Annotated in this window: 20 protein-coding genes; 9 read left to right on the top strand and 11 right to left on the bottom strand. The window is 65.1% G+C overall.

The window, feature by feature from the left end; genetic code table 11:
* The first annotated feature begins 1 nt into the window (after position 1).
* Entirely contained in the window at positions 2 to 988 is a 987-nt protein-coding gene (gene eccE, locus AC5Y21_RS18440) for a type VII secretion protein EccE (protein ID WP_499914430.1), read from the top strand.
* Here eccE and AC5Y21_RS18435 read toward each other — a convergent pair.
* Positions 975 to 2168, bottom strand: a complete 1194-nt coding sequence (locus tag AC5Y21_RS18435; protein ID WP_499914428.1) for an alpha/beta hydrolase — start codon at positions 2166 to 2168, stop codon at positions 975 to 977. The genes eccE and AC5Y21_RS18435 overlap by 14 nt on opposite strands.
* Positions 2169 to 2307: 139 nt before the next feature.
* Here AC5Y21_RS18435 and AC5Y21_RS18430 point away from each other — a divergent pair, with 139 nt between their 5' ends.
* Positions 2308 to 3090, top strand: coding sequence for a trans-aconitate 2-methyltransferase (locus AC5Y21_RS18430; protein ID WP_499914425.1), 783 nt, complete (start codon positions 2308 to 2310; stop codon positions 3088 to 3090).
* 18 nt (positions 3091 to 3108) lie between these two features.
* On the opposite strand, the gene AC5Y21_RS18425 is transcribed toward AC5Y21_RS18430, so the two are convergent.
* From AC5Y21_RS18425 to AC5Y21_RS18415, 3 genes are read right to left on the bottom strand one after another with little or no spacing between them, the layout of a single operon-like run.
* On the bottom strand, positions 3109 to 4569 hold the full coding sequence (locus AC5Y21_RS18425; protein ID WP_499914423.1) for a sulfatase family protein: 1461 nt from the start codon (positions 4567 to 4569) through the stop codon (positions 3109 to 3111).
* Between the two features lie 33 nt (positions 4570 to 4602).
* Entirely contained in the window at positions 4603 to 5292 is a 690-nt protein-coding gene (gene bluB / locus AC5Y21_RS18420) for a 5,6-dimethylbenzimidazole synthase (RefSeq protein ID WP_499914421.1), read from the bottom strand.
* 22 nt (positions 5293 to 5314) lie between these two features.
* Positions 5315 to 5797, bottom strand: coding sequence for a hypothetical protein (locus tag AC5Y21_RS18415; RefSeq protein ID WP_499914419.1), 483 nt, complete (start codon positions 5795 to 5797; stop codon positions 5315 to 5317).
* A gap of 47 nt (positions 5798 to 5844) precedes the next feature.
* Between AC5Y21_RS18415 and AC5Y21_RS18410 the strand changes: the two genes are divergently transcribed.
* Positions 5845 to 6546 carry a phosphatase PAP2 family protein gene (locus AC5Y21_RS18410; protein ID WP_499914417.1) on the top strand — a complete coding sequence of 234 codons (702 nt, stop codon included), beginning with the start codon at positions 5845 to 5847 and terminating at the stop codon, positions 6544 to 6546.
* A gap of 4 nt (positions 6547 to 6550) precedes the next feature.
* Entirely contained in the window at positions 6551 to 7207 is a 657-nt protein-coding gene (locus AC5Y21_RS18405) for a L,D-transpeptidase family protein (RefSeq protein ID WP_499914415.1), read from the top strand.
* A 21-nt stretch (positions 7208 to 7228) separates the two neighbouring features.
* Here the strand turns inward: AC5Y21_RS18405 and AC5Y21_RS18400 are convergent, their stop codons facing one another.
* Together AC5Y21_RS18400 and AC5Y21_RS18395 are read right to left on the bottom strand one after the other, a co-directional pair.
* On the bottom strand, positions 7229 to 7705 hold the full coding sequence (locus AC5Y21_RS18400; protein WP_499914413.1) for a nuclear transport factor 2 family protein: 477 nt from the start codon (positions 7703 to 7705) through the stop codon (positions 7229 to 7231).
* A gap of 186 nt (positions 7706 to 7891) precedes the next feature.
* Positions 7892 to 8536, bottom strand: coding sequence for a TetR/AcrR family transcriptional regulator (locus tag AC5Y21_RS18395; RefSeq protein ID WP_499914411.1), 645 nt, complete (start codon positions 8534 to 8536; stop codon positions 7892 to 7894).
* 38 nt (positions 8537 to 8574) lie between these two features.
* Here AC5Y21_RS18395 and AC5Y21_RS18390 point away from each other — a divergent pair, with 38 nt between their 5' ends.
* The 4 genes from AC5Y21_RS18390 (at position 8575) to AC5Y21_RS18375 (ending at position 13496) form a co-directional block, all read left to right on the top strand.
* Entirely contained in the window at positions 8575 to 9801 is a 1227-nt protein-coding gene (locus AC5Y21_RS18390) for a hypothetical protein (RefSeq protein WP_499914409.1), read from the top strand.
* Positions 9802 to 9955: 154 nt separating this feature from the next.
* Positions 9956 to 11863, top strand: a complete 1908-nt coding sequence (locus tag AC5Y21_RS18385) for an Hsp70 family protein (RefSeq protein ID WP_499914407.1) — start codon at positions 9956 to 9958, stop codon at positions 11861 to 11863.
* A gap of 140 nt (positions 11864 to 12003) precedes the next feature.
* The gene (locus tag AC5Y21_RS18380) at positions 12004 to 12384 is read left to right on the top strand and encodes an Rv0313 family protein (protein ID WP_499914404.1); all 381 of its coding nucleotides are present in this window, start codon (positions 12004 to 12006) and stop codon (positions 12382 to 12384) included.
* A gap of 83 nt (positions 12385 to 12467) precedes the next feature.
* Positions 12468 to 13496 carry an NADP-dependent oxidoreductase gene (locus AC5Y21_RS18375; protein WP_499914401.1) on the top strand — a complete coding sequence of 343 codons (1029 nt, stop codon included), beginning with the start codon at positions 12468 to 12470 and terminating at the stop codon, positions 13494 to 13496.
* Here the strand turns inward: AC5Y21_RS18375 and AC5Y21_RS18370 are convergent.
* From AC5Y21_RS18370 to AC5Y21_RS18350, 5 genes are all read right to left on the bottom strand, one after another.
* Positions 13493 to 13984, bottom strand: coding sequence for a hypothetical protein (locus tag AC5Y21_RS18370; protein WP_499914399.1), 492 nt, complete (start codon positions 13982 to 13984; stop codon positions 13493 to 13495). The genes AC5Y21_RS18375 and AC5Y21_RS18370 overlap by 4 nt on opposite strands.
* A gap of 160 nt (positions 13985 to 14144) precedes the next feature.
* Positions 14145 to 15122: an NAD-dependent epimerase/dehydratase family protein gene (locus AC5Y21_RS18365; RefSeq protein WP_499914396.1), complete on the bottom strand. Its 978-nt coding sequence runs from the start codon at positions 15120 to 15122 to the stop codon at positions 14145 to 14147.
* Between the two features lie 3 nt (positions 15123 to 15125).
* Entirely contained in the window at positions 15126 to 16820 is a 1695-nt protein-coding gene (locus tag AC5Y21_RS18360; RefSeq protein ID WP_499914394.1) for a nitric oxide reductase activation protein NorD, read from the bottom strand.
* Positions 16817 to 17635: a CbbQ/NirQ/NorQ/GpvN family protein gene (locus tag AC5Y21_RS18355; protein WP_499914392.1), complete on the bottom strand. Its 819-nt coding sequence runs from the start codon at positions 17633 to 17635 to the stop codon at positions 16817 to 16819. The genes AC5Y21_RS18360 and AC5Y21_RS18355 overlap by 4 nt, the downstream gene beginning before the upstream one ends.
* Before the next feature lies 1 nt (position 17636).
* On the bottom strand, positions 17637 to 18809 hold the full coding sequence (locus tag AC5Y21_RS18350) for a spirocyclase AveC family protein (protein ID WP_499914390.1): 1173 nt from the start codon (positions 18807 to 18809) through the stop codon (positions 17637 to 17639).
* Between the two features lie 105 nt (positions 18810 to 18914).
* Between AC5Y21_RS18350 and AC5Y21_RS18345 the strand changes: the two genes are divergently transcribed.
* Positions 18915 to 19517 carry a TetR/AcrR family transcriptional regulator gene (locus tag AC5Y21_RS18345; protein WP_499914388.1) on the top strand — a complete coding sequence of 201 codons (603 nt, stop codon included), beginning with the start codon at positions 18915 to 18917 and terminating at the stop codon, positions 19515 to 19517.
* Positions 19518 to 19586 lie beyond the last annotated feature (69 nt).

Here is a 19586-nt window from a genome sequence, read left to right as displayed (position 1 = left end):
CGTGAGCCAATCGATCGTGTGGCCGGGAACCGGCCGCATCACGCTGGCGCTGCTGGCGGTGGTGCCCGCCGCGATGGCCTACCCCTGGCACACCACCCGCGATTACTGGCTGATCGGTATCGCGGCTGCCGTTGTGATCGTGCTGTTCAGCTGGTGGCGTGGCTTGCACTTCACGACCATCCTGGGCCGCCGAGTGGCGATGCTGTTCCGGCCAGGCCAATCCGCGCACGAGTTCGGCAGTACCACAAGCACAACGGCGCTGCTGCGGATCGGGCCGCCCGCCGGCGACTCGGACGTGTTCCCGCTGCCGCTGATCGCCCGGTACCTGAACTGCTACGGTATTCGCGCCGACGCGCTGCGAATCACCAGCCGCGGCAACGGATCCGGTGTCCGGGATACCTGGATCGGGCTGACCATATCGGCGGTCGACAACCTCGCGGCGCTGCAAGCGCGCTCGGCGCGCATCCCGTTGCACGAGACCGCGCAGGTCGCGGCGCGCCGGCTCGCTGACCACCTTCGGGAAATCGGCTGGGACGCCGCCACTGTGAGTCCCGAAGAGGCGCCGCGCCTGGTCACCTCTGCAGGCCGCGAGACGTGGCGCGGACTGCCGCAAGGCCAGGATTACCTGGCGGCGTACCGGGTCATCGTGGATGGCGGGCTGCCCGACAAGTTGGCTGCCATCCGGTCGCATCCGGCGCGCGAGACCTGGACGGCGTTGGAGATCGCCGGGGAGCCAACGAGTTACACGGTTGCGGCCGCATGTGCCTTCCGCACCGAGAGCCGGCCCGAGGGCGCTGGGCCGCTGACCGGTCTGATCCCGCAACGCGGAAACCATCTCCCGGCGCTGAAGGCATTGAGTCTCTTGTCCACTCAGCGACTCGACGGGCACACCGCTGCGCCCGCCGACCTGCTGGATCGGCTGAACTGGCCTACTCCGCTCACTGGCGCCCATCGCGCGGCGCTGACCGAGGTGATTACTCGAACATGAAACTGTGCAGAAACGGGGTCATCCGCCGCAGGTAGTCCAGCTGGCTGATGTGCATCACGTGGCTGCCGGGAAACCAGTGCAGCCGGCAGCGATCCCAATGCTCCCAAAGTGTTACGGCGTGTTCGGGTGGAGCCATTCGGTCGCCGAGGCCGGTGATGATCATCCGGCGATCTTTGGGGATCACCGGCGAATAGTTCAGTGGACAGTGGTAGGCCATGCCGGCATTCAACTCGTCGCGGTTGATGTTGGTGAGCCACAGGCCAAGCTTGACCAGTTGGTTGGCCGGGAACCACTCGTCGAACAACTTCGCCGGGCTGACGACGGGACAGTTGGGAATCACCGCCTCGAGCCGGTCTTCGACGGTGGCAAGCAGTGCGGACGTGTAGCCGCCCAGCGATAGCCCGGTCAATGCCACGCGTTCGACACCGGTGTGGTGCAGATAGTCCACGATTGATCGAAAGTCGTGCACGGCCTGGGCCATCGACTCGGCGAAACCGCTTAGCCCGCTGGCGAAATAGCCGAAGCCGCTGAAGGGCGAATGCCTTTCGGCTCGCCGCCCGTGAAACGGCAAGGTGTACAACAGCACGTCGTAGCCTGACCGGTAGTACCACGGCAGCGAGAAAAACAAGCCATTGAGTACATATGACGAACCCATGAAGCCGTGGATGACGCACAGCGTCGGGCGTGGCCCGTCGTCGTGGCGCCAGTGCTGCGCCCGCACGATGTTGTTGGACCTGAGTCCGCTCCACTGTTTGCGCAGCGCGGGATTGATTGCCCTGAAGCTGCTGCGGAACTCGATGTTGTCGACGGTCCCGCGCGCGAGTCGCTCCGCAATCACGTTGGCCCGACGCGATGAAACCCGCGGAATCTCGGTGGGCGCCGGAAACGACTTGGCCGTGTCCCGCTCGGCCGCCAGGTCGGCATAGAAGCTCAGGTTGCCGCGTTCGCTACCGGATTGGCGTAGGACGTTGGCGATAACGACCGGCGTCACCGTCGTCGTGAGCACCGACGCTACGGCGGTGCGCATCGCGAGGTCGCCCATCGCGGCCGCGTCGACAATCAAGCGCTGGCGCAGCGGCAAGGCGGAACGTGGGGGTAGTCCGTCGGCGTCGGCCGGCACGTCGGCGCCGGGCGCCTCCGCTACGGGAAGGGGCGGATCTATCGTTTCTGCGTCGGACATCGCTGTCAGCTCGCCTTTCTTGCCGGTGAACGAGATGGTATCCCGCCGACTACCGATACGGTGCGCGCCCGAGAACCATTCGGTAATACGGTTTGTCTAACCGTGCCGACGAGCGACGGTGTTGATCGGGAGGACCGACATGTGGGATCCGGAAGTCTACCTGGCCTTTGCGGACCACCGCAGCCGCCCGTTTTACGACTTGCTGTCGCGAGTGGGTGCCGAACGGGCGCGGCGGGTGGTCGATCTCGGCTGTGGACCGGGCCACCTGACCAGGTACCTCGCCAAGCGCTGGCCCGACGCGGTGATCGAGGCGCTGGACAGCTCGCCGGAAATGGTGGCCGCGGCCCGGGAACGTGGAATCGACGCCACCACCGGGGACTTGCGCAGCTGGAGGCCGAAGCCGGACACCGACGTCGTAGTCAGCAATGCGGCCTTGCATTGGGTGCCCGAACACGCCGACCTGCTGCTTCGGTGGACCGGGCAGCTGGCGCCGGGATCCTGGATCGCCGTCCAGATCCCGGGCAACTTCGAAACGCCGTCGCATGCCGCCGTACGGGCGCTGGCCCGTCGAGAGCCCTATGCAAAGATCATGCGCGACATACCATTTCGAGTCGGAGCGGTGGTTCAGCCACCGGTGCACTACGCCGACCTGCTGATGGACGCCGGATGCCGAGTCGACGTTTGGGAGACCACATACCTGCACCAACTGACCGGTGAGCACCCGGTATTGGAATGGATCACCGGCACCGCCCTGGTCCCGGTGCGCGACCGGCTCGACGACGAGGGCTGGGAGCGTTTCCGCCGAGAGCTCATCCCGTTGCTGGACGACGCCTACCCGGCCCGGCCCGACGGCACGACAATCTTCCCCTTCCGGCGGGTCTTCATCGTCGCGGAGGTCGGTGGAGCGCGCCGCCCAGGCTAGCCCAGCCGGGCGTGTTCCCTACGGATTGGTCTGCGTGGGCTGTTCCTCGATGCCCCGGTCGAAAGCGATGGCCGACCGGCTGGTCACCTTCGCATGATGCGTCTTCAGATACGTTTCGGTGTAGCGCGCGGCAATACGGGAACCAGCGAAATCCGAGGGTATGACGTCGTCGGTCCGCTGGCGCCAATCATGCAGGCGCACAGCCAAATCGGTTGCGATCTCGGCTATCACCCCGGAGTGATTAGTGATAAGCAGGTTGTTGGTTTCGGTGGGATCGGCACGCAGATCGTATAGTTCGCGCTCCGGACGTGGCGCCGTGACCAAGGGCGCCACCGCCAGACCGGAGGGGCTTTCCTGGATGTCCCAGGGCAGGTCCAGCATCGGCCGCGGTACGTAGTTCTCGATATAGCTGTATTCCTTGGTGCGGATTGCCCGGATGGGGTCGAACGCATCGTGATAGGTCTTCATGGTGTACACATGGTCGCGCACCGGATCGGTTTCCTCGTCCGGCGCCAGCAGCTGGGGTGCGTGCGACAGCCCCTCGACGTCGGCCGGTACATGGATACCGAGCAGCTCCAGCAGCGTCGGGACCAGATCGACGCCGCTGAACAGGTCGTCATAGATTCTGGGGGACGAGGCCCGGCCGGTGGGCGGACGGACAATCATGGCAATGCCGGTTCCGGCGTCATACAGCGTGGACTTCGCGCGGGGAAACGCCGGACCGTGATCGGTGAGGAACACCACCCAGGTGTTGGCATCCAGGCCAGTCTCGGTCAACGTGTCCAACAGCTGACCGACGGCCGCGTCGGCCGTGGCGATGGAACCGTAGAAGTCAGCGAGGTCCTGGCGCACCTCGGGGGTGTCGGGCAGGTAGTCGGGGAGCTTGACGGCCGAGCTGTCGGCCGGTTCATAGCGCTCCGGCGGAAAGGGCCGGTGGGTCTCGAAGAATCCGGCCGTCAACAGGAACGGCTGACCGGAAATTACCGGGGCGCCCTCGCGCATCCATTCCTGGACCTTGTCCACGACGTACTCGCAATAGGAGTTCGACACGTCGAACTCGTCGAAGCCCAGCCGCTTCGGGTAGGTCGTCTCGTGCTGCATACCGAAAAGTGCTGAATACCAGCCTGATTCGGACAGTATCTGGGGTAGGGTGCGGACCCCGGCGCGGTATTCCCAGCCGTGATGGGCCAGACCGACGAGCCCGTTGCTCTGCGGGTACCGGCCGGTGAACAGTGATCCTCGTGACGGGGAGCACAGCGGCGCGGTGGAATGGGCGCGGGTGAACAAAATGCCCTCTGCGGCAAGCCGGTCTAGCCGCGGGCTGGACACATCGGGGTGCCCGTAGACGCCCAGATAGCGCCCCAGGTCGTGCCAGTGCACCAGCAGCACATTGTCACGGCCGGCCGTCACAGCTTCAGTCTCATTTCGGTCACCTCGACCGGCGACGATACCTGAGTGGGCCGAAGCAACGACGGGCATGTTGACCGCATTAACCGGTCCTGGTGGCCCTCCTCACACCTCGTTGCGGTCACCGTCCGGGGTCTCAGGCCGCTCCCACCGGTTCTCGGAGACGAACTCGGCCAGCGGCCGCGCATAGGCCCATCCGTCCAGTTCCAGGGCGGGCCGGTCCGGAAATTCAGGTACCGGTCCCAGGCACAGGATGGCCACCGGTTCTGCATCCGCCGGCATGCCCAGTAGGTCCGCCAGCCGGCGCGGGTCGAACAGGGACACCCAACCCATGCCGAGGCCTTCGGACCGGGCCGCCAGCCACAGGTTCTGGATGGCGCACGACACCGACGCGAGATCCATTTGCGGCAGTGTTCGGCGGCCGAAGATGTGCGCATCGCGGTCCTCGCCGAGCGCCACCACCAGAAGTTCGGCGCACTCGCGAATGCCCTCGACCTTCAGCCGCAGAAATTCCTCGGCCCGCGGTCCCAGGGCTTGCGCGGTGAGCGCGCGTTCTTCGTCGACCAGGGCGTGGATGCGTCCTCGCAGCTGCCCGTCGGTGATCCGGAGGAAACGCCACGGCTGCATCAGGCCCACGCTGGGCGCGGCGTGCGCGGCCTGCAGCAGCCGCGCCAGCACATCCTCGCCAACCACGCCGCCGGGCACGAACCGGCGCATGTCGCGTCGTTCGGAGATCACCCGATACACGGCCTGCCGCTCCTGGGGACTGAACGCATAGTCGCGCACAGGAGTCATCGTAGAAAATCGCCGATCATCGTCACGGACTGAACGTGACGCCGACCGCGCGGAAGACGTATTCGGCCGGCACTTCGAAGGCCAGCGATCGACTCGGCAGGCGGGCCAGCACCTGTTCGGGGATGGCGTCCTTGTAATTCAACGAGAGGTGACCGCTGAATTTCGGGTCGACGTGGGCGACGTCGAGATCGAGGTGCAGGCCCGTTGGGGAGATCTCGGCTTTGGCGGCGCCGGCCCGCGCCTCGTCCCAGCGTACGTCGATCATGCGGCCGGCCAGCCTCGGCACCACCGACAATGTCGCGAGCGCCCGCTCTGCGGTGAAGGCCAGCGAGCCCACGAAGCTGCCGACGGTGTGTGACACGCGTAGACCGGGGACCGCCCCGCTGAACCGCCTGGTGACCGCGACGTACTCGGCGAGATAGAGAAGCCCTTCGGCCTCCAACTGGGCACGCATGTCGGCGGGCAGCTTGCCAATGCCGAACAGCTTGCGAACATAAACCGCCATACGACAGTATGACGGACCGCGGCGTAGGTGCTGGTATCGATGGAGTGGTGACCCGCCCCCGGATCCTGGCCGTTTCTTGCGCTCTGGTCGCCCTGGTGGTCTACGCCGTGATGTGGCTGGGCTATCGCCAGAACTGGGGCTGGCTGCACAGCTTCGACTGGTCATTGTTGAATGCCGCGCACAGCATCGGGATCAAGCACCCGGTCTGGGTGCAGTTCTGGGACGCCGTGTCGTTCGCGCTGGGGCCGATCCCGTTTCGGGTGCTGGGGATGGTCGGCGCGGTGGTTTCCGCGGTCAAGGGCCAGGTGCGGGCAGCGCTGTTGCTGCTGACTTGTCTGCCGCTCAACGGTTACGTGGCCAGTGGAGCCAAGGGCCTGGCCAACCGTCCGCGACCGGTCACCGCGCTGGTACCCGTACCGGAGACCTCGTTCCCGTCCGGGCACGCGCTCGAGGCGACGGCCGGCGCGCTGGCGCTGCTGACCGTCATGCTGCCGGTATTGAGCAGTTCGCTGCGCCGGGTCGCGATCGCGCTGGCCGCGGTCATTGTGCTTGCGGTCGGGACCGCCCGGGTGGCGTTGAACGTGCATAATCCATCCGACGTGCTGGCCGGCTGGGCGCTGGGATATCTGTATTTCCTGTTGTGTCTGTGGGTAATACACTTCCGCCCGCGAAGATTCCGGTCACGGCGCGGTGACCGAACCGGGTCTAAACCTTTACTTGACCCCGGGGTTGGATCCAGCCGACGATGAACGGATGCGCCGACTGGGAGCTCTGCTGTGCGCTGCGGCATGCCTGGTTGGCGGATGGCTTGTGCTTGCGCCCGTGAGTTGCGCGGTCGGCAGTCCCTGGTTCACGAACTCGGTTGGCAATGCCACACAGGTGATTTCGGTTTTGGGGACCGGCGGTTCGAACGCGAAGATGGATGTCTACCAGCGCACCACCGCCGGCTGGCAGCCGATCAAGACCGGCATTCCCACCCACATCGGCTCGGCCGGTCTGGCCCCGCAGGCCAAGAGCGGGTATCCGGCCACCCCGATGGGGGTTTACAGCCTCGACTCCGCCTTCGGCACCGCACCGAATCCCGGTGGCGGACTGCCGTATACCCAAGTGGGGCCCAACCATTGGTGGAGCGGCGACGACCACAGCCCCACCTTCAACACCATGCAGGTGTGCCAGAAATCCCAGTGCCCGTTCAACACTGCTGAGAGCGAGAACCTGCAGATTCCGCAGTACAAGCATGCGGTGGTGATGGGGGTCAACAAGAACAAGGTGCCGGGCGGCGGCGCCGCGTTCTTCTTTCACACCACCGACGGTGGCCCCACCGAAGGCTGTGTCGCCATTGACGACGCCACACTGGTGCAGATCATCCGCTGGCTGCGGCCCGGCGCGGTGATCGCGATCGCCAAGTAGTACCGCGTCTGCTCGCCGGCCTTAGTCGGCCATTGCGCGGCCGGGCTTGACTTTGAAGTTCATGTCCGCAACCGACATCGTTGCCTCGTAGGTGCGGTCGTAGCCGGTGGCGCTGATCCGCCATCCTTCGTCGGTGCGCCGGTACTGGTCGCGGTAGAAGGCCGCGCCGATCAACATGAAGTTGAATTCCGGGACGATGACCCGGTCTTGCAGATACCAACTGCCCGAGGCGGTATCCCCGGTCACGTCGATTTCCGGATGAGTTACCCGATGTTCGGTGACGACGTTCGGGCCACACGCGGAACGCATGTAGTCCACCAGGTCGGTGCGGTTGGTGAAGTGCAGCTCCTTGCCGACCGAGGACCCGTAGTCGCCGCGGACATCCTCGGTCAGGGTGTCGGCGAAGTCGTCCCAGTGCTTGGTGTCCAGCGCGCGCAGGTAGCGGTACTTGACCCGTTTGATCGCTTCCAGGTCGGCCGCTGCATCGTTGAGGCTCATCAGGTCATTGCAGCACACGGCGATAGAGCCGGCGCCGAGACTTAAGCCAATGTGACGTTCTTCGGCGCGCCGTATGCGTGGTTTACGTGTCGGGAGAATCGAAGGCGCGCGATCATTCGTGCCTCAGCTGGACCTTCGTCGAGACGTAAACCACGCACGCGCGCACCGGCATGGCGTATGCGTGAGTTAAGTGTCGCGGTCTGCCCGGGCGGCGCCCAGGTAATGCGTGACCATGTCGATCAGCGCGCGCCGCTCCTGGCGCCAGTCGACCGCCGTACCGGTGACCATCTGGGCCAGCACCACGCCCCGCAGCGTGGCCCAGATGACCTCGGCCACGCCGGCATTGGCCGGGTCGTCGGCTATCAGCCGTCCGAGCTTGCCGATCGCCTCGTTCATTTCCAGCAGGTGGCGCCGCGACGATTCGTCCGGCCCGCCCCGGGTGGCCCGCAGGATTTCGAAGGCTGCCAGCGAAGTGGGACTGCTGTAGCAGCTCCACGCGGTGTCCACCACGACCTCGATGCGCTCGCGCAACGGTAGTTCGCTGACATCGGCTGACGACAGGCTGTCGACCAGCCGGGCTACCCCTTCGTCGACGACCGCCATCAGCATGCCGTTGCGGTCTCCGAAGTGATATTGAATGACGCCCCAGGTCACACCGGCGCGTTCGGCCACATGCTTGGCGGTCGCGGCGCCGAATCCCTCCTCAACGATGCAGCGGACCGTTTCGTCGATGATTTTCGACCTCGTGTCGTCGCCGCGTTTGCGCGGCGCACTGGTGCGCCGGGTGGGGGCGACGGAGCGGCCGGGTCTCTGGCCTGCGGCAATAGACATTGTTGACTTTATAACATAAACACATCTATTTTGTGCAGGTGAGCCAGTCTCGATATGCGACGTTGTCCCGCGCAGAGCTGACCGTCCTGGTCCCCGAGCTGCTGCTGATCGGGCACATGATCGACCGCTCCGGCATGGCATGGTGCATTCAGGAATTCGGGCATGAAGAAATGCTGCAGATCGCCATCGAGGAGTGGGCGGGTGCCAGCCCGATCTACACCAGGCGCATGCAGCGGGCGCTGAACTTCGAGGGCGACGACGTGCCCACCATCTTCAAGGGCCTCCAGCTCGATATCGGTGCGCCGCCGCAATTCATGGACTTCCGGTACACCCTGCACGACCGCTGGCACGGCGAATTCCACCTCGACCACTGCGGCGCCCTGCTCGACGTGGAGCCGATGGGTGACCAGTTCGTCTTCGGCATGTGTCACACCATCGAGGACCCGACGTTCGACGCGACGGCCGTGGCCACCAACGCGCGCGCGCAGATGCGGCCCGTCCACCGCCCGCCGCGCACGCCGGCGGATCGGCATCCGCACTGCGCGTGGACCGTCATCATCGACGAGTCCTACCCAGAGGCTCAGGGCATTCCGGCGCTGGACGTGATTCGTCAAACCAAGGCGGCCAGCTGGGAGTTGGCCGCTATCGACCCGTCGGACAAAGGGCTGGCGGAGTATTCGGGTCCGCTGTTGTCGGACTTCGACTTCGGCGCCTTCTCGCACTCGGCGCTGGTCCGGATGGCGGACGAAATCTGTTTGCAGATGCACCTGCTGAACTTGTCGTACGCGCTCGCTGTGCGGCAGCGAACCAAAGACGAAGAAACGGCCATCTCGATAAACACTCGCCAGCTGATCGGCCTGGCCGGGCTCGCCGCCGAGCGGATTCATCGCGCTCTGCAACTACCCGCCGGAATTAAAGGAATAATAAGGGTTTTCGAGTTGCACCCGCTACTGAACCCGGCCGGTTATGTTGTCGCCGAAGCGGAATCGGGCCTGCTGACCGTGCACCGCTCGCCGGCTCACGACGACCGCGCCTGGATTTCGTTGTGCTCACCCGAATCCGTGCAGCCGCTGCAGGCGATCGTCACCGCGGTCGACCCCCTCGTCCAGGTTCAGGTCAGCGGGACGAGCACCGACTGGGTTGCTGAGCTCGTCGAATCCGACACCACTGCAACCGAATTGCCAGAGGTCATGGTGGCCAAGGTCAGTCGCGGCTCCACGTTCCAGTTCGAGCCGAGGCGTTCGCTGCCGCTTACCGTGGTATGACCTGACGCCGCCTGTCAAGGGGTTTGTGATACCGCTTCGGTGACGACACGGCATCGACCATGTACCAATGGGCTTGCGACCCAACCGCATCGGACCCGTCCGCGGATATGGTTGACGCTGGCCAAAGACCCCTATCGACGAAAGTTTTCACTGCATGTACGACCCTTTGGGGTTGTCGATCGGTACCACCAATCTCGTCGCAGCGCGTAGCGCAAGTCCGCCGGTCACGCGTCGGGCTGTGCTGACGCTTTATCCGCACTGCGCACCGAAAGTTGGTGTACCGGAAGAGAACCCGAACCTGACCGAGCCCGGCGTGCTGATGAGTGGTTTCGTCGAGCGCATCGGCGACTCGGTGGCACTCGTGTCCAGCGACGGGTCCGCTCACGACCCCGACCTGCTGATGGTCGAGGCCCTCGACGCGATGGTCGGCGCCGCCGGTGCCGATGCGGGTTCGTCGGAGATCTCGATCGCGGCACCCGCGTACTGGAAACCCGCGACGGTACAGGCGCTGCGCGACGCGCTGCGCACCCACGTGGGCTTCGTCCGCAGCGGCCTGGCACCGAGCCTTGTGCCGGACGTCGTTGCGGCGTTGACCGCGGTGGACTGCGAACTGGGGCTCCCGGACGATGGCGTTGTCGGGCTGCTCGATTTCGGTGGCGCCGGTACGTCGGCCACGTTGCTGAAGCTCGGCGCGGACTTCGAGCCCGTCAGCCCCACAATGCGTTCCAGGGATTTCTCCGGCAACGAGGTCGATCAAGCGTTGCTGCTGCATGTCTTCGAAGAACTCGGACACAGCGGCGATACCGCCAGCACCGAGGCGGTTGGGCAGATCGGCCAGCTCACCGAGCAGTGCCGGGAAGCCAAAGAGCGGCTGTCCACCGACCCGGTCACGCAACTGACCACGGACTTCCGCGGGTACAACTGCAGCATCGAGATAACGCGGAACCAGCTCGAGGACCTCATCCAGGATCGGCTGACCAGCGTCATCTACGCGTTCGACCACATGCTGGTGCGCTGCAAGAAGGGCTGGCCGGAGCTGGCGGCGCTGGTCGTCGTCGGGGGTAGCGCCAGTATTCCGCTTGTCACACACCGTCTTTCGAGGCACGCTCGGATACCGGTCCTGACGCCGTCGCAGCCGGCGCTGGCGGCCGCGACCGGCGCGTTGCTGATCGCCTCTCGCGGCGATCAGCTGGATTCGCGGACGCGAACGTCGATCGGCCTGCTTACCGCGGCCGCCGGTACCGGCGTCATCGAACTGCCGGCCGGCGACGTGATGGTGATCGACGGCGATGCCATGACCGACCGCGAGTTGGCCTGGTCGCAGACCGAATTCCCCGGCGAGGCACCGACACGCTTCGCTGCCCCCGAGACCTACGACGACGACGGCGGCCCCGCCGGCTGGTCGATGCGTCTGAACATGATCGAGGCGCCCAAAGTACGCCGGCGCCGGTTCAGGTTTTCGCAACTGGTTATCGGGCTGTGCTCCGTAGTGGCCATGACCGCGATCGGCGGGGTGGCATACACGTTGACCGGCATCGAAAACCGCCCGGCACCCGTGGTGCCCAACATCGCGCCACTGCCCTCACCGCCGCCCAAATCCATGGCCCCCAGTCCCGTCCCCCCGCCCCCGTCGGCCGCGCCGCTACCGAGCGCGGCACCTGTCCCGAGCGCCGCGCCGCCACCTCCGCCACCTTCGCCGCCGTCGCCCACGCCGCCGCCGGTGGTGATGCCGACCACCGTGCCGCCCCCGGTGGCTACGACACCGACTTGGCGGCCTACGACGACCGTCCGGCCGACCCCGACAACCACGACTCCGCCGCCGACCACTACCACGACAACCACGACTGAGACCACGACTGAAACCACCCCGCCCACCACGACGACCACCACGACAACCGTGCCGATGACCACCGAGTGGCTACGTATCCCACTGCTACCGGTGCCGATACCGGTTCAGGTTCCGCAGAACCAGGTACCGCCTACGCAGACGGCGCCAGCTCCGCAGTACCCGCAGTACCCGCAGTACCCCCAGAACCCGTACCAGGGTCCGGGCGGCTACTGATCGCGTATCGGGGCTTTCCGGGGGCACGTGGCGGATCGCGTCGAGTGAGCGCACACTGGGCGGTATCGGCCTAGCAACAAATGGCGCTGGCCAGGACATGACGCTAGCCAAGAAATGGCTTTGAGCCGCAAGGAGGTCGCGTGGGCGACTACGGTGCGTTCGGTTTCGATCCGGACGACTTCGATCGAGTGATCCGCGAGGGCAGCGAGGGGCTGCGCGATGCGTTCGAGCGGATCGGCAGGTTCTTCAGTGCCCCATCGGGTGTGCGGACGGGTTGGTCGGCGGTGTTCGACGACCTGTCTCGGCGGCCGCGGCCGGAAACCGCCGGTGAGGCCGGTGATGGGGTTTGGGCCATCTACACCGTGGACGACGAGGGTGGCGCCCGTGTCGAGCAGGTGTATGCCTCCGAGCTCGATGCGCTGCGGGCAAACAAGAACAATGTCGACCCGACGCGCAAGGTGCGCTTCCTGCCGTACGGCATAGCGGCCAGCGTCCTCGACGATTCTGACGAGCCGACCTAACAGGACTTGTCGGCGGCGTCGAGCCGGCCAGATGCACCCACGTCATCGTTGGGAAGGGGCACGTTCCTCTGTAGTTTCGGGGAGTGCCCGAATTGCCGAACCGTCAGATCCTGTTGCGTCGCCGCCCCGCCGGGCTGGTCCAGCCGGGTGACACCGAGCTGATCAGCTCGCCGGCACCCGAACCCGGCGACGGTGAGGCGCTGCTTCGCACCACCTACGTGGGCATCGACGCCGCGGCGCGCACCTGGCTCGACGACCAGCCCGGCTACCTGCCGCCGGTGCAGCTGGGCGAAGTGATCCGGGCCGCCGGCATCGGCGAGGTGGTGGCGTCGCGTTGTGACGCCTACGCCGTCGGCGATGTGGTCACCACGCTGACCGGCTTTCAGGAGTACGTGATCATCCGCGACGACGTGTTCAGCACGCCCATACCCGGCGAGGACGACCAGCTGGCGATCATGTCGGTGTATGGCCCGACGGGCGCCACCGCGTACTTCGGGATGACGGACATCGGCCGTCCGCAGGCGGGGGAGACCGTGGTGGTCTCGGCGGCGGCGGGCGCCACCGGATCGGTGGCCGGGCAGATCGCCAAGATCGCCGGAGCCCGGGTGGTGGGCATCGCGGGCGGCCCGGAGAAGTGCCGGGCGGTGGTCGAGGACTTCGGGTTCGACGCGTGCATCGACTACAAGAACGACGAGCTGCCGGCCGCGCTCAAAGAGCACTGCCCCCGACGGGTGGACGTCTATTTCGACAACGTCGGCGGGCCGATCCTCGATGCGGTGCTGGGCCGGCTGAACTCCAACGCGCGGGTGGTGCTGTGCGGCGTCATCTCCAGCTATCTGACCGGAGAGCACCCCGGGCCGGCCAACTACGTGAACCTGTTGTCCAAGACCGCGCTCATGCAGGGATTCAACTCACTGCACCAGTGGGGCCGTTTCGACGAGGCCTTCGCCAACCTGCGTACGTGGGAGGCCGACGGACGCTTGCGGCACCGGCAGACGATCTTCGACGGCATCGAGTCATGCGTCGACGCCCTCAACGGGTTGTTCGAAGGAGCCAACATCGGCAAGACGTTGGTCAAGCTCAGCGAACCCCAAAAGCCGCCACCGGCTTAGGCTTTCGAGCTCTCCGCCAGCACGCGGTGCAGCGTCTCCTTGGCATCGGTCAGCACTTCCAGCACCTTGGTCCGGGTTTCGGCGAGCTGTTGCTTCTGCTCGTCGGTACCGCTTCGGGTGATGCTGCGGTCGAGTCCGGCGACATCGGAGAGAGTCTTGCGGATTCTGACGACGTCGCCGGCCTGTGCCGTTCGCGACAAAAATTCCTGAGCTGTCTCGCGGTTGACGCCACGCCACGCCAGCACACGCTTGCCGAGCTCGGTCAGGCTGGCCACGCCGTCGTCGACCTTCACCACGCCGCGATGCGCGAGCAGTCCGATGCCGAGCTGGGCCAGCTCCGGGGGCGGGGCCATTGCGCCGTCGGTCATGTCGGCCACTCGCTCAGCGACCTGCGCGGCGTCCGCCGGCCCGTCGAGCAGGCCCGCCGCGGTACCGAGTGCCACCCGCTGCAGACCACAGCGGTCCCGTTTGCCGAATGGGCCGTCCATGCTAGGGCTCCCGAAACGAGGGCTTCCGAAACCAAGGCGAAAGAATCCACCGCCGAACATATCCACTGCTTCCTTCCCGTGCCCGACACGGTCACCGCCAAATCAAATTACTTGATACCGGAGACGGGCGCAGGTAAACGGAATTGAAGGACAAGCGCGGTTAGCCGACAACGGCGCGCCGGTTCTCCTTGAGGTAAGCAGAACTGCGGGTCACGAACCACGCCGCGAGCGGGCGCACAAGACGGATGACGGGCACCAGCAAGCCGAAGTCTTTCTTCATGTCTGCCAATTGTTCGTCGAGTCCCCGCTTCTGATATTCGAGAAGTCGCTGGCTTTCGTCGGTATCCACCCAGTCGCCGAAAAAGCGGGGAGGCCATGTTCGCACGAAGGCATCGGTCGGGATGGCGCCGATGCCGATCGCAGTCATCAGAGCATTGACGAAGTCGTGGTAGGTCATCCGGCAATTCGGGCCGCCGGCGATGTATAGCGTCTTTCCGAGCGAGTCCGCGCACGCCGCAGCGCGAGCGAACGCCGTTCCGGCGTCGGCGGGATGGAGGAATTCAAACCGTGCATCGGGGCTGAATTCGAACATGATGCTGGGATCCTGAGCCTGCAAGTGAATTGGCGTCACTGCGGACAACCGCAGGATGCTCCAGCGCAGTTGCGACTGCCGGATCGCTCGCTCGCAGGCGACCTTATGGTGCCCATACTCGTCGGTCGGGGAGACCGGCGTGTCGGCGCGCAGAGGTGGTTCACGATCCTGGACGTCGCCGAAGACACCCTGGGACGACGCGAAGACGAGCCTCTTGGCCGTGGGCGAAGCTTCCATCTCTTCGATCAGGCTGCACGTGGCGTCGACATTCACCCTGCGGGCGAGTTCCGGTATTCGTTCCGAAGCGGGCGGGATGATGGCGGCCAGATGGATTACCGCATCCGCGCCGTCGAGGGCGTGGCGCAGCGACTCACGAGAGGTGATGTCGCCCCAAACGAAGCGCACTCGTCCATCGAAGCCGGAGGCAAGCTTTCGCGCCCTGCGGGACTCGAGGTCGAAGGCGACCACATCGTGGCCTTCTGCGAGCAACGCCTCCATCGTGGGAAGGCCGATGTTGCCCAGCGCACCTGTCACTAAAACCTTCATGGGTCATCCTCGCTGTGGTCTCGGCGCGCCGAGTTCTCTTAGCGCAGAGAGAAATAACTCGTCCATCTGTGAGCTCAATTCGGCCAGGGTCGCGGCGCTGGCATAGCTGGCGGAGCCGAAGACGCGGGCGAGCGCGTCGGTGGGAGTGCCGGCGCCGATGGAAAGGCACAGGCAGGCAAAGCCATCCGTGCGGAGCTCCTCAAGTGCCTGGTAAGCGTCGGCTTCCGCGTAGCGACCTTCGTAGCCGTCGTCGTAGGGGAAACCATCCGAGAGGACGACCAGCAGCCGATTCGGTGTGCCGGCCTCGGTTTTGAGTATTTCGCCCGCACCGCGTATTCCGGCGCCGAGGCGGGTGTAGCCGGATGGCTGCAGCTGGTTGAGTCGGGCACGGCCGACGGCGCCGAAGCGTTGCCCGAAGGTTTTGATCGCCGGGAGGTGGACAGCGTGCCGGCTGTGCGAGCGGAATGCGTACACGGCGACGCGGTCGCCGAGTTCTTCGAGCGTGGCGGCCAAGGTGGCGGCCGCGCGTCGCTGGTGGTCATGGATGGTGAGGCCGTCGGAATCGGTATCGGTGGCCGAACCGGAGGCATCGAGCAGGATGAGTACGCCGAGATTGCGGGCAAGCTTGCGGCGTTCTGTATAAACGTCTTCCGGTGGTGAATAGCCGGAGCGCAGATCGATGAACAGATCGATGAGCGCCTCGATGTCGAGCTCGTCGCCATCGGAACGCCCGCGTAACAGCTTGGGTCCCAAGCCCACCCGCGACAGACGCCGGCGCAGCACGGTGTCCTGAGGAACGGCGGCCGCGGACATGTCCGCGGTGCCGGTCAGCGGAAAGTCGATGACCCGGCACCACTCCGGCCGATACCGGTTGTGGTGGACGTCCCACTCCGGATAGAGGGCACCGCCCACGCCGACCGCGGCACCGGGCTTATCGTCGTCGGTGAACCGGATCGGGGTGGGCAGCGGCCGGGCGTGTGGTCCGACCGCGGGCGCCCGCCGCAGGGCGCGAACCTGCATCTCGGCGCCGGCAGCGCCGTCCCCGGCCGTGCGCGAGCCGCCGAGCAGCTTACGGAAGTAGTCCGACAGAGCCCGGGAGCTAAAGAGCGGGTTCTCAAATAGCTTGAGTATCTTGCTTTCTCCGGCCTGCTCCTGATCGCCGTCGTCATCGGACTCAGGCAGGTCGATGGGATCGAATTTCAGGCGCAGGTCTTTGCCGGTGGGCTGCACACCTGGTCCGGAAGAAGACGCGAGCAGCCGCGAAGGTCTGATGACACCAAACCATTCGGGCGGGTCCGCGACTTCCGCTCGGCCTCTTGCTATTTCAAGTGATTCGTCGGCGGTCGCGGTGCGCGGTTCCACCTCGGGGCGCAGCGCGGCCGCGAGCGGTATCCGCGTGGCAAGTTCGGCAAGCACGCGCTGACCTTCCAGAGCCAGGTAGCGGCGCGCTACCGACGGCCGCGCGCGTAACGCCTTGACCAAACGCGGATCCAGGCTTCGCGCACCGAGAAGAGCGCTCTGGATCAACGTCTCGCGGCGTTGCTCATCGACAGAACTGCCCGCCGAGACGAATATGACCTGACCGTTCGTGTGGGCGGCGTCGCCGTTCGATGCCTCGGCTACCTCGACCGACCTACCGGCTACGCAGGTAGCGAGGAGTCGAAACCGGTTAGGGCCCTGTGGGACTGAGCCTGTCACGTCCGGGGCAGCACCGCGTCGACGAGTTCGCACAGGGCGCAGACGACATCGCGGTCGTCGGACAGGACTCGGACGATGGCTGACTGGACGGCGCTGCGCAGGCTCAGTCCTTCGGCGACCAGGCCGCCGGCGAGTATCAACATCCGGGTGGACGACACTTCGCGCAGCGGTGAGCCGTCCAGGTTTCGGATGGCAGTACCGAGCCTGACCAAAGTACGCGCGATCTCGGAGTCGATGCCGGCTTCGTGGGCGACGACCTCCGTCTCGATTTCGGCGGGCGGGAAGTCGAGCTCGATTGCGACGAAACGCTGACGGGTCGACTCCTTGATGTTCTTCAGGACGCTCTGGTAGCCGGGGTTGTAGGAAATCACCAGCTGGAATCCTTGCGCCGCCGGCAATGTCGTGGCGAGCCGGTCGACCGGCAGTTCACGGCGGTGATCGGCGAGCGGATGGATGACCACCGTGGTGTCTTGGCGCGCCTCTACCACCTCGTCGAGGTAACAGATGGCACCCTCCCGCACGGCCCGAGTCAACGGCCCGTCCACCCAGACGGTTTCACCGCCCTTGAGCAGGAAGCGGCCCACCAGATCCGCCGACGTCATATCCTCGTGGCCCGCAACGGTAATGAGATCGCGGCCAAGCTCATGGGCCATGGCCTCCACGAAGCGAGTTTTTCCACATCCCGTGGGGCCCTTCAAGAGAACGGGCAGGCCACGGCGTGCCGCCGCGCGGAATACCTCCACCTCGTCGCCGACCGCCTTGTAGAACGGCGCCTGCGGAGCGGAAAGTATCGGGGTAGGTCGATTGTTCACCATCTTATTTCCCGCGTTCGAGGGGAACGACTTTCGGCAGCTCTTTGCCGTCCGGCAGCACCAATTTGCCGTCCGGACTGATGTGGCCGGAGTTCTTGCCGGGAACCGGGATTGCCGGATCGGGACAGAGCCGATCTGTCCCGTCTCCGCAGATGCCCATCAGGAAGTACGAGCGCTTCAGCAGGTCCTGCGGCCAGGGGTCTTGGTGCAGGGCCAACCACTGGGCGGGAATGTTGTAGCACACGAAGAAGAACATGCTGCATGCCGCGAAGATCGCCAAGAACCGGGTAAGTTGCTGCTTCGCAAATCCGCCTTGTACACGGTCCAATCCCCGCTCCACGAATGTCTGGCCACGATCATCGGTGAAGTAGCGCAGGGCGCACAGCCCTGCCTGGACGCCTCCCCACATGAGGCCTTCGTAGACCGGCCATTGGTAATAGGTGCCGGCATTGATCGAAAGAGACCTGATTGCACCGGGGTAGGTGAAAAGCCCCATCGGCATCAAGAACATGCCCTCCATGACCAGATCGAAGAAAAATGTCCAGACGATCAAAACGCCGATCAGTCCAATGTTGCTGATATTGGGCCACTTTGCCTTGGCCCGACGCATCACCCAGCACCCCAGGATAGTGCACAGCAGCACCCCATAGGAGTAACCAGGCGCATTCATCAGGAATGGTTCGGCCATCATCCGGCCCGGTTCCGCGTACGACGACCAGCCCGGAATGTGCGCGACCCACGAGCCCCGGTTCCACATCCAGGTGTTGTAGGTGCTCCACGTGTTGAAGTAGTTCAGCAACGGATCCTGGAAGAACAACAGCCCGCACGCCACCAGCAGCATGCCGTCAGTCGTGATGCGTCGTTCCCGCCGCCAGGGCCTGATGATGAAGTAGTAAACACCGACCGGCAGGCCCACGATGATGACAGTCGTCCAGGTAATCAGGACCACTTTCATCAGTGTCGGCGGGTCGCTCGGCCCCTTGGGCACCCGCACGAAATACGGCCCGGTGATCCAGCGAATCCACACGTATAACTGGAAAGCCAGGATCGCACCGCCGATGATGGCCCAGATCCGGACCGGCTTGACCTTGGTCTGTTCCTGCGCGCCGAGCGAGGCCGCTTTGTCCAGCGACTCGGTGATTCGGGGCGCATTCTTCTTGTTCGGCAGCACGCTCATGACACCGTCCCCTCTCGAGGTTCTCGCCGGCCGATCCCGCAGTAATCTACTGTGTAGTATCTAAGAAACTCAAGAGACTCTCGGATACTGTGCGACAATCCCTGCATGGAAAAGCGCTGGACCCGGGAGCGACGCCTGGAGCACACCCGCTCGCTGCTGCTGGACGCCGCCGAGGAGGTGTTCGCCGAAAAAGGCTTCATGGCAGCGTCTCTCGACGACATCGCCTACGCGGCGGGTTACACGAAGGGCGCCATCTACAAGCACTTCTCCACGAAGGAGGATCTCTTCTTGGCCGTCAGCGACCGATACTGGCGGCGCTACTTCGACAACTTCACCGAAGTGATGTCGACATCGACGCAAGTGGGAGACCGAGAACGCGGAGACGTGGCCGAGCGGTGGCGTCAGTTGAGTCGCGACCGCGGGGCCCAGCACGCCGCTCTGGGCCAGGAGTTCACGCTGTACCTGCTGCGGAACCCCGGAGCGCGGGAACGGGTGGCAGAGAAGAGGCTTCAGGTCGCTGAGTCGCTGGCGAAGTACATCGTGCAGGGTGTGGAGCGGCTCGGCGGCGCGCTACTGATCCCTCCCCTGACATTCGCTCAGCTGCTGATCGCCACGACCGACGCAATCGTGATCGGCAGCCAGCTCGACGATGTCGACCTGTACAGACCGGCCGTCGATATGTACGTCTCGGTCATCAAGCTGCCTTGAGGACGGCCTTCGATGCGGCAATATCAACTACTTGTGATTCAGCCGTCGGGCATATACCGTCGGCTGCGA

Source organism: Mycobacterium sp. NGS41 (assembly GCF_059812725.1).
Note: the sequence above shows the minus strand (reverse complement) of the source record. Positions and strands in the feature narration are given on the sequence as shown.

Coding starts and splice junctions, on each gene's coding strand:
- AC5Y21_RS18435 (WP_499914428.1), bottom strand. CDS start 2,168: ATGTCCGACGCAGAAACGATAGATCCGCCCCTTCCCGTAGCGGAGGCG.
- AC5Y21_RS18430 (WP_499914425.1), top strand. CDS start 2,308: ATGTGGGATCCGGAAGTCTACCTGGCCTTTGCGGACCACCGCAGCCGC.
- AC5Y21_RS18425 (WP_499914423.1), bottom strand. CDS start 4,569: ATGCCCGTCGTTGCTTCGGCCCACTCAGGTATCGTCGCCGGTCGAGGT.
- bluB (WP_499914421.1), bottom strand. CDS start 5,292: ATGACTCCTGTGCGCGACTATGCGTTCAGTCCCCAGGAGCGGCAGGCC.
- AC5Y21_RS18415 (WP_499914419.1), bottom strand. CDS start 5,797: ATGGCGGTTTATGTTCGCAAGCTGTTCGGCATTGGCAAGCTGCCCGCC.
- AC5Y21_RS18405 (WP_499914415.1), top strand. CDS start 6,551: ATGCGCCGACTGGGAGCTCTGCTGTGCGCTGCGGCATGCCTGGTTGGC.
- AC5Y21_RS18400 (WP_499914413.1), bottom strand. CDS start 7,705: ATGAGCCTCAACGATGCAGCGGCCGACCTGGAAGCGATCAAACGGGTC.
- AC5Y21_RS18395 (WP_499914411.1), bottom strand. CDS start 8,536: ATGTCTATTGCCGCAGGCCAGAGACCCGGCCGCTCCGTCGCCCCCACC.
- AC5Y21_RS18385 (WP_499914407.1), top strand. CDS start 9,956: ATGTACGACCCTTTGGGGTTGTCGATCGGTACCACCAATCTCGTCGCA.
- AC5Y21_RS18370 (WP_499914399.1), bottom strand. CDS start 13,984: ATGGACGGCCCATTCGGCAAACGGGACCGCTGTGGTCTGCAGCGGGTG.
- AC5Y21_RS18365 (WP_499914396.1), bottom strand. CDS start 15,122: ATGAAGGTTTTAGTGACAGGTGCGCTGGGCAACATCGGCCTTCCCACG.
- AC5Y21_RS18355 (WP_499914392.1), bottom strand. CDS start 17,635: ATGGTGAACAATCGACCTACCCCGATACTTTCCGCTCCGCAGGCGCCG.
- AC5Y21_RS18350 (WP_499914390.1), bottom strand. CDS start 18,809: ATGAGCGTGCTGCCGAACAAGAAGAATGCGCCCCGAATCACCGAGTCG.
- AC5Y21_RS18345 (WP_499914388.1), top strand. CDS start 18,915: ATGGAAAAGCGCTGGACCCGGGAGCGACGCCTGGAGCACACCCGCTCG.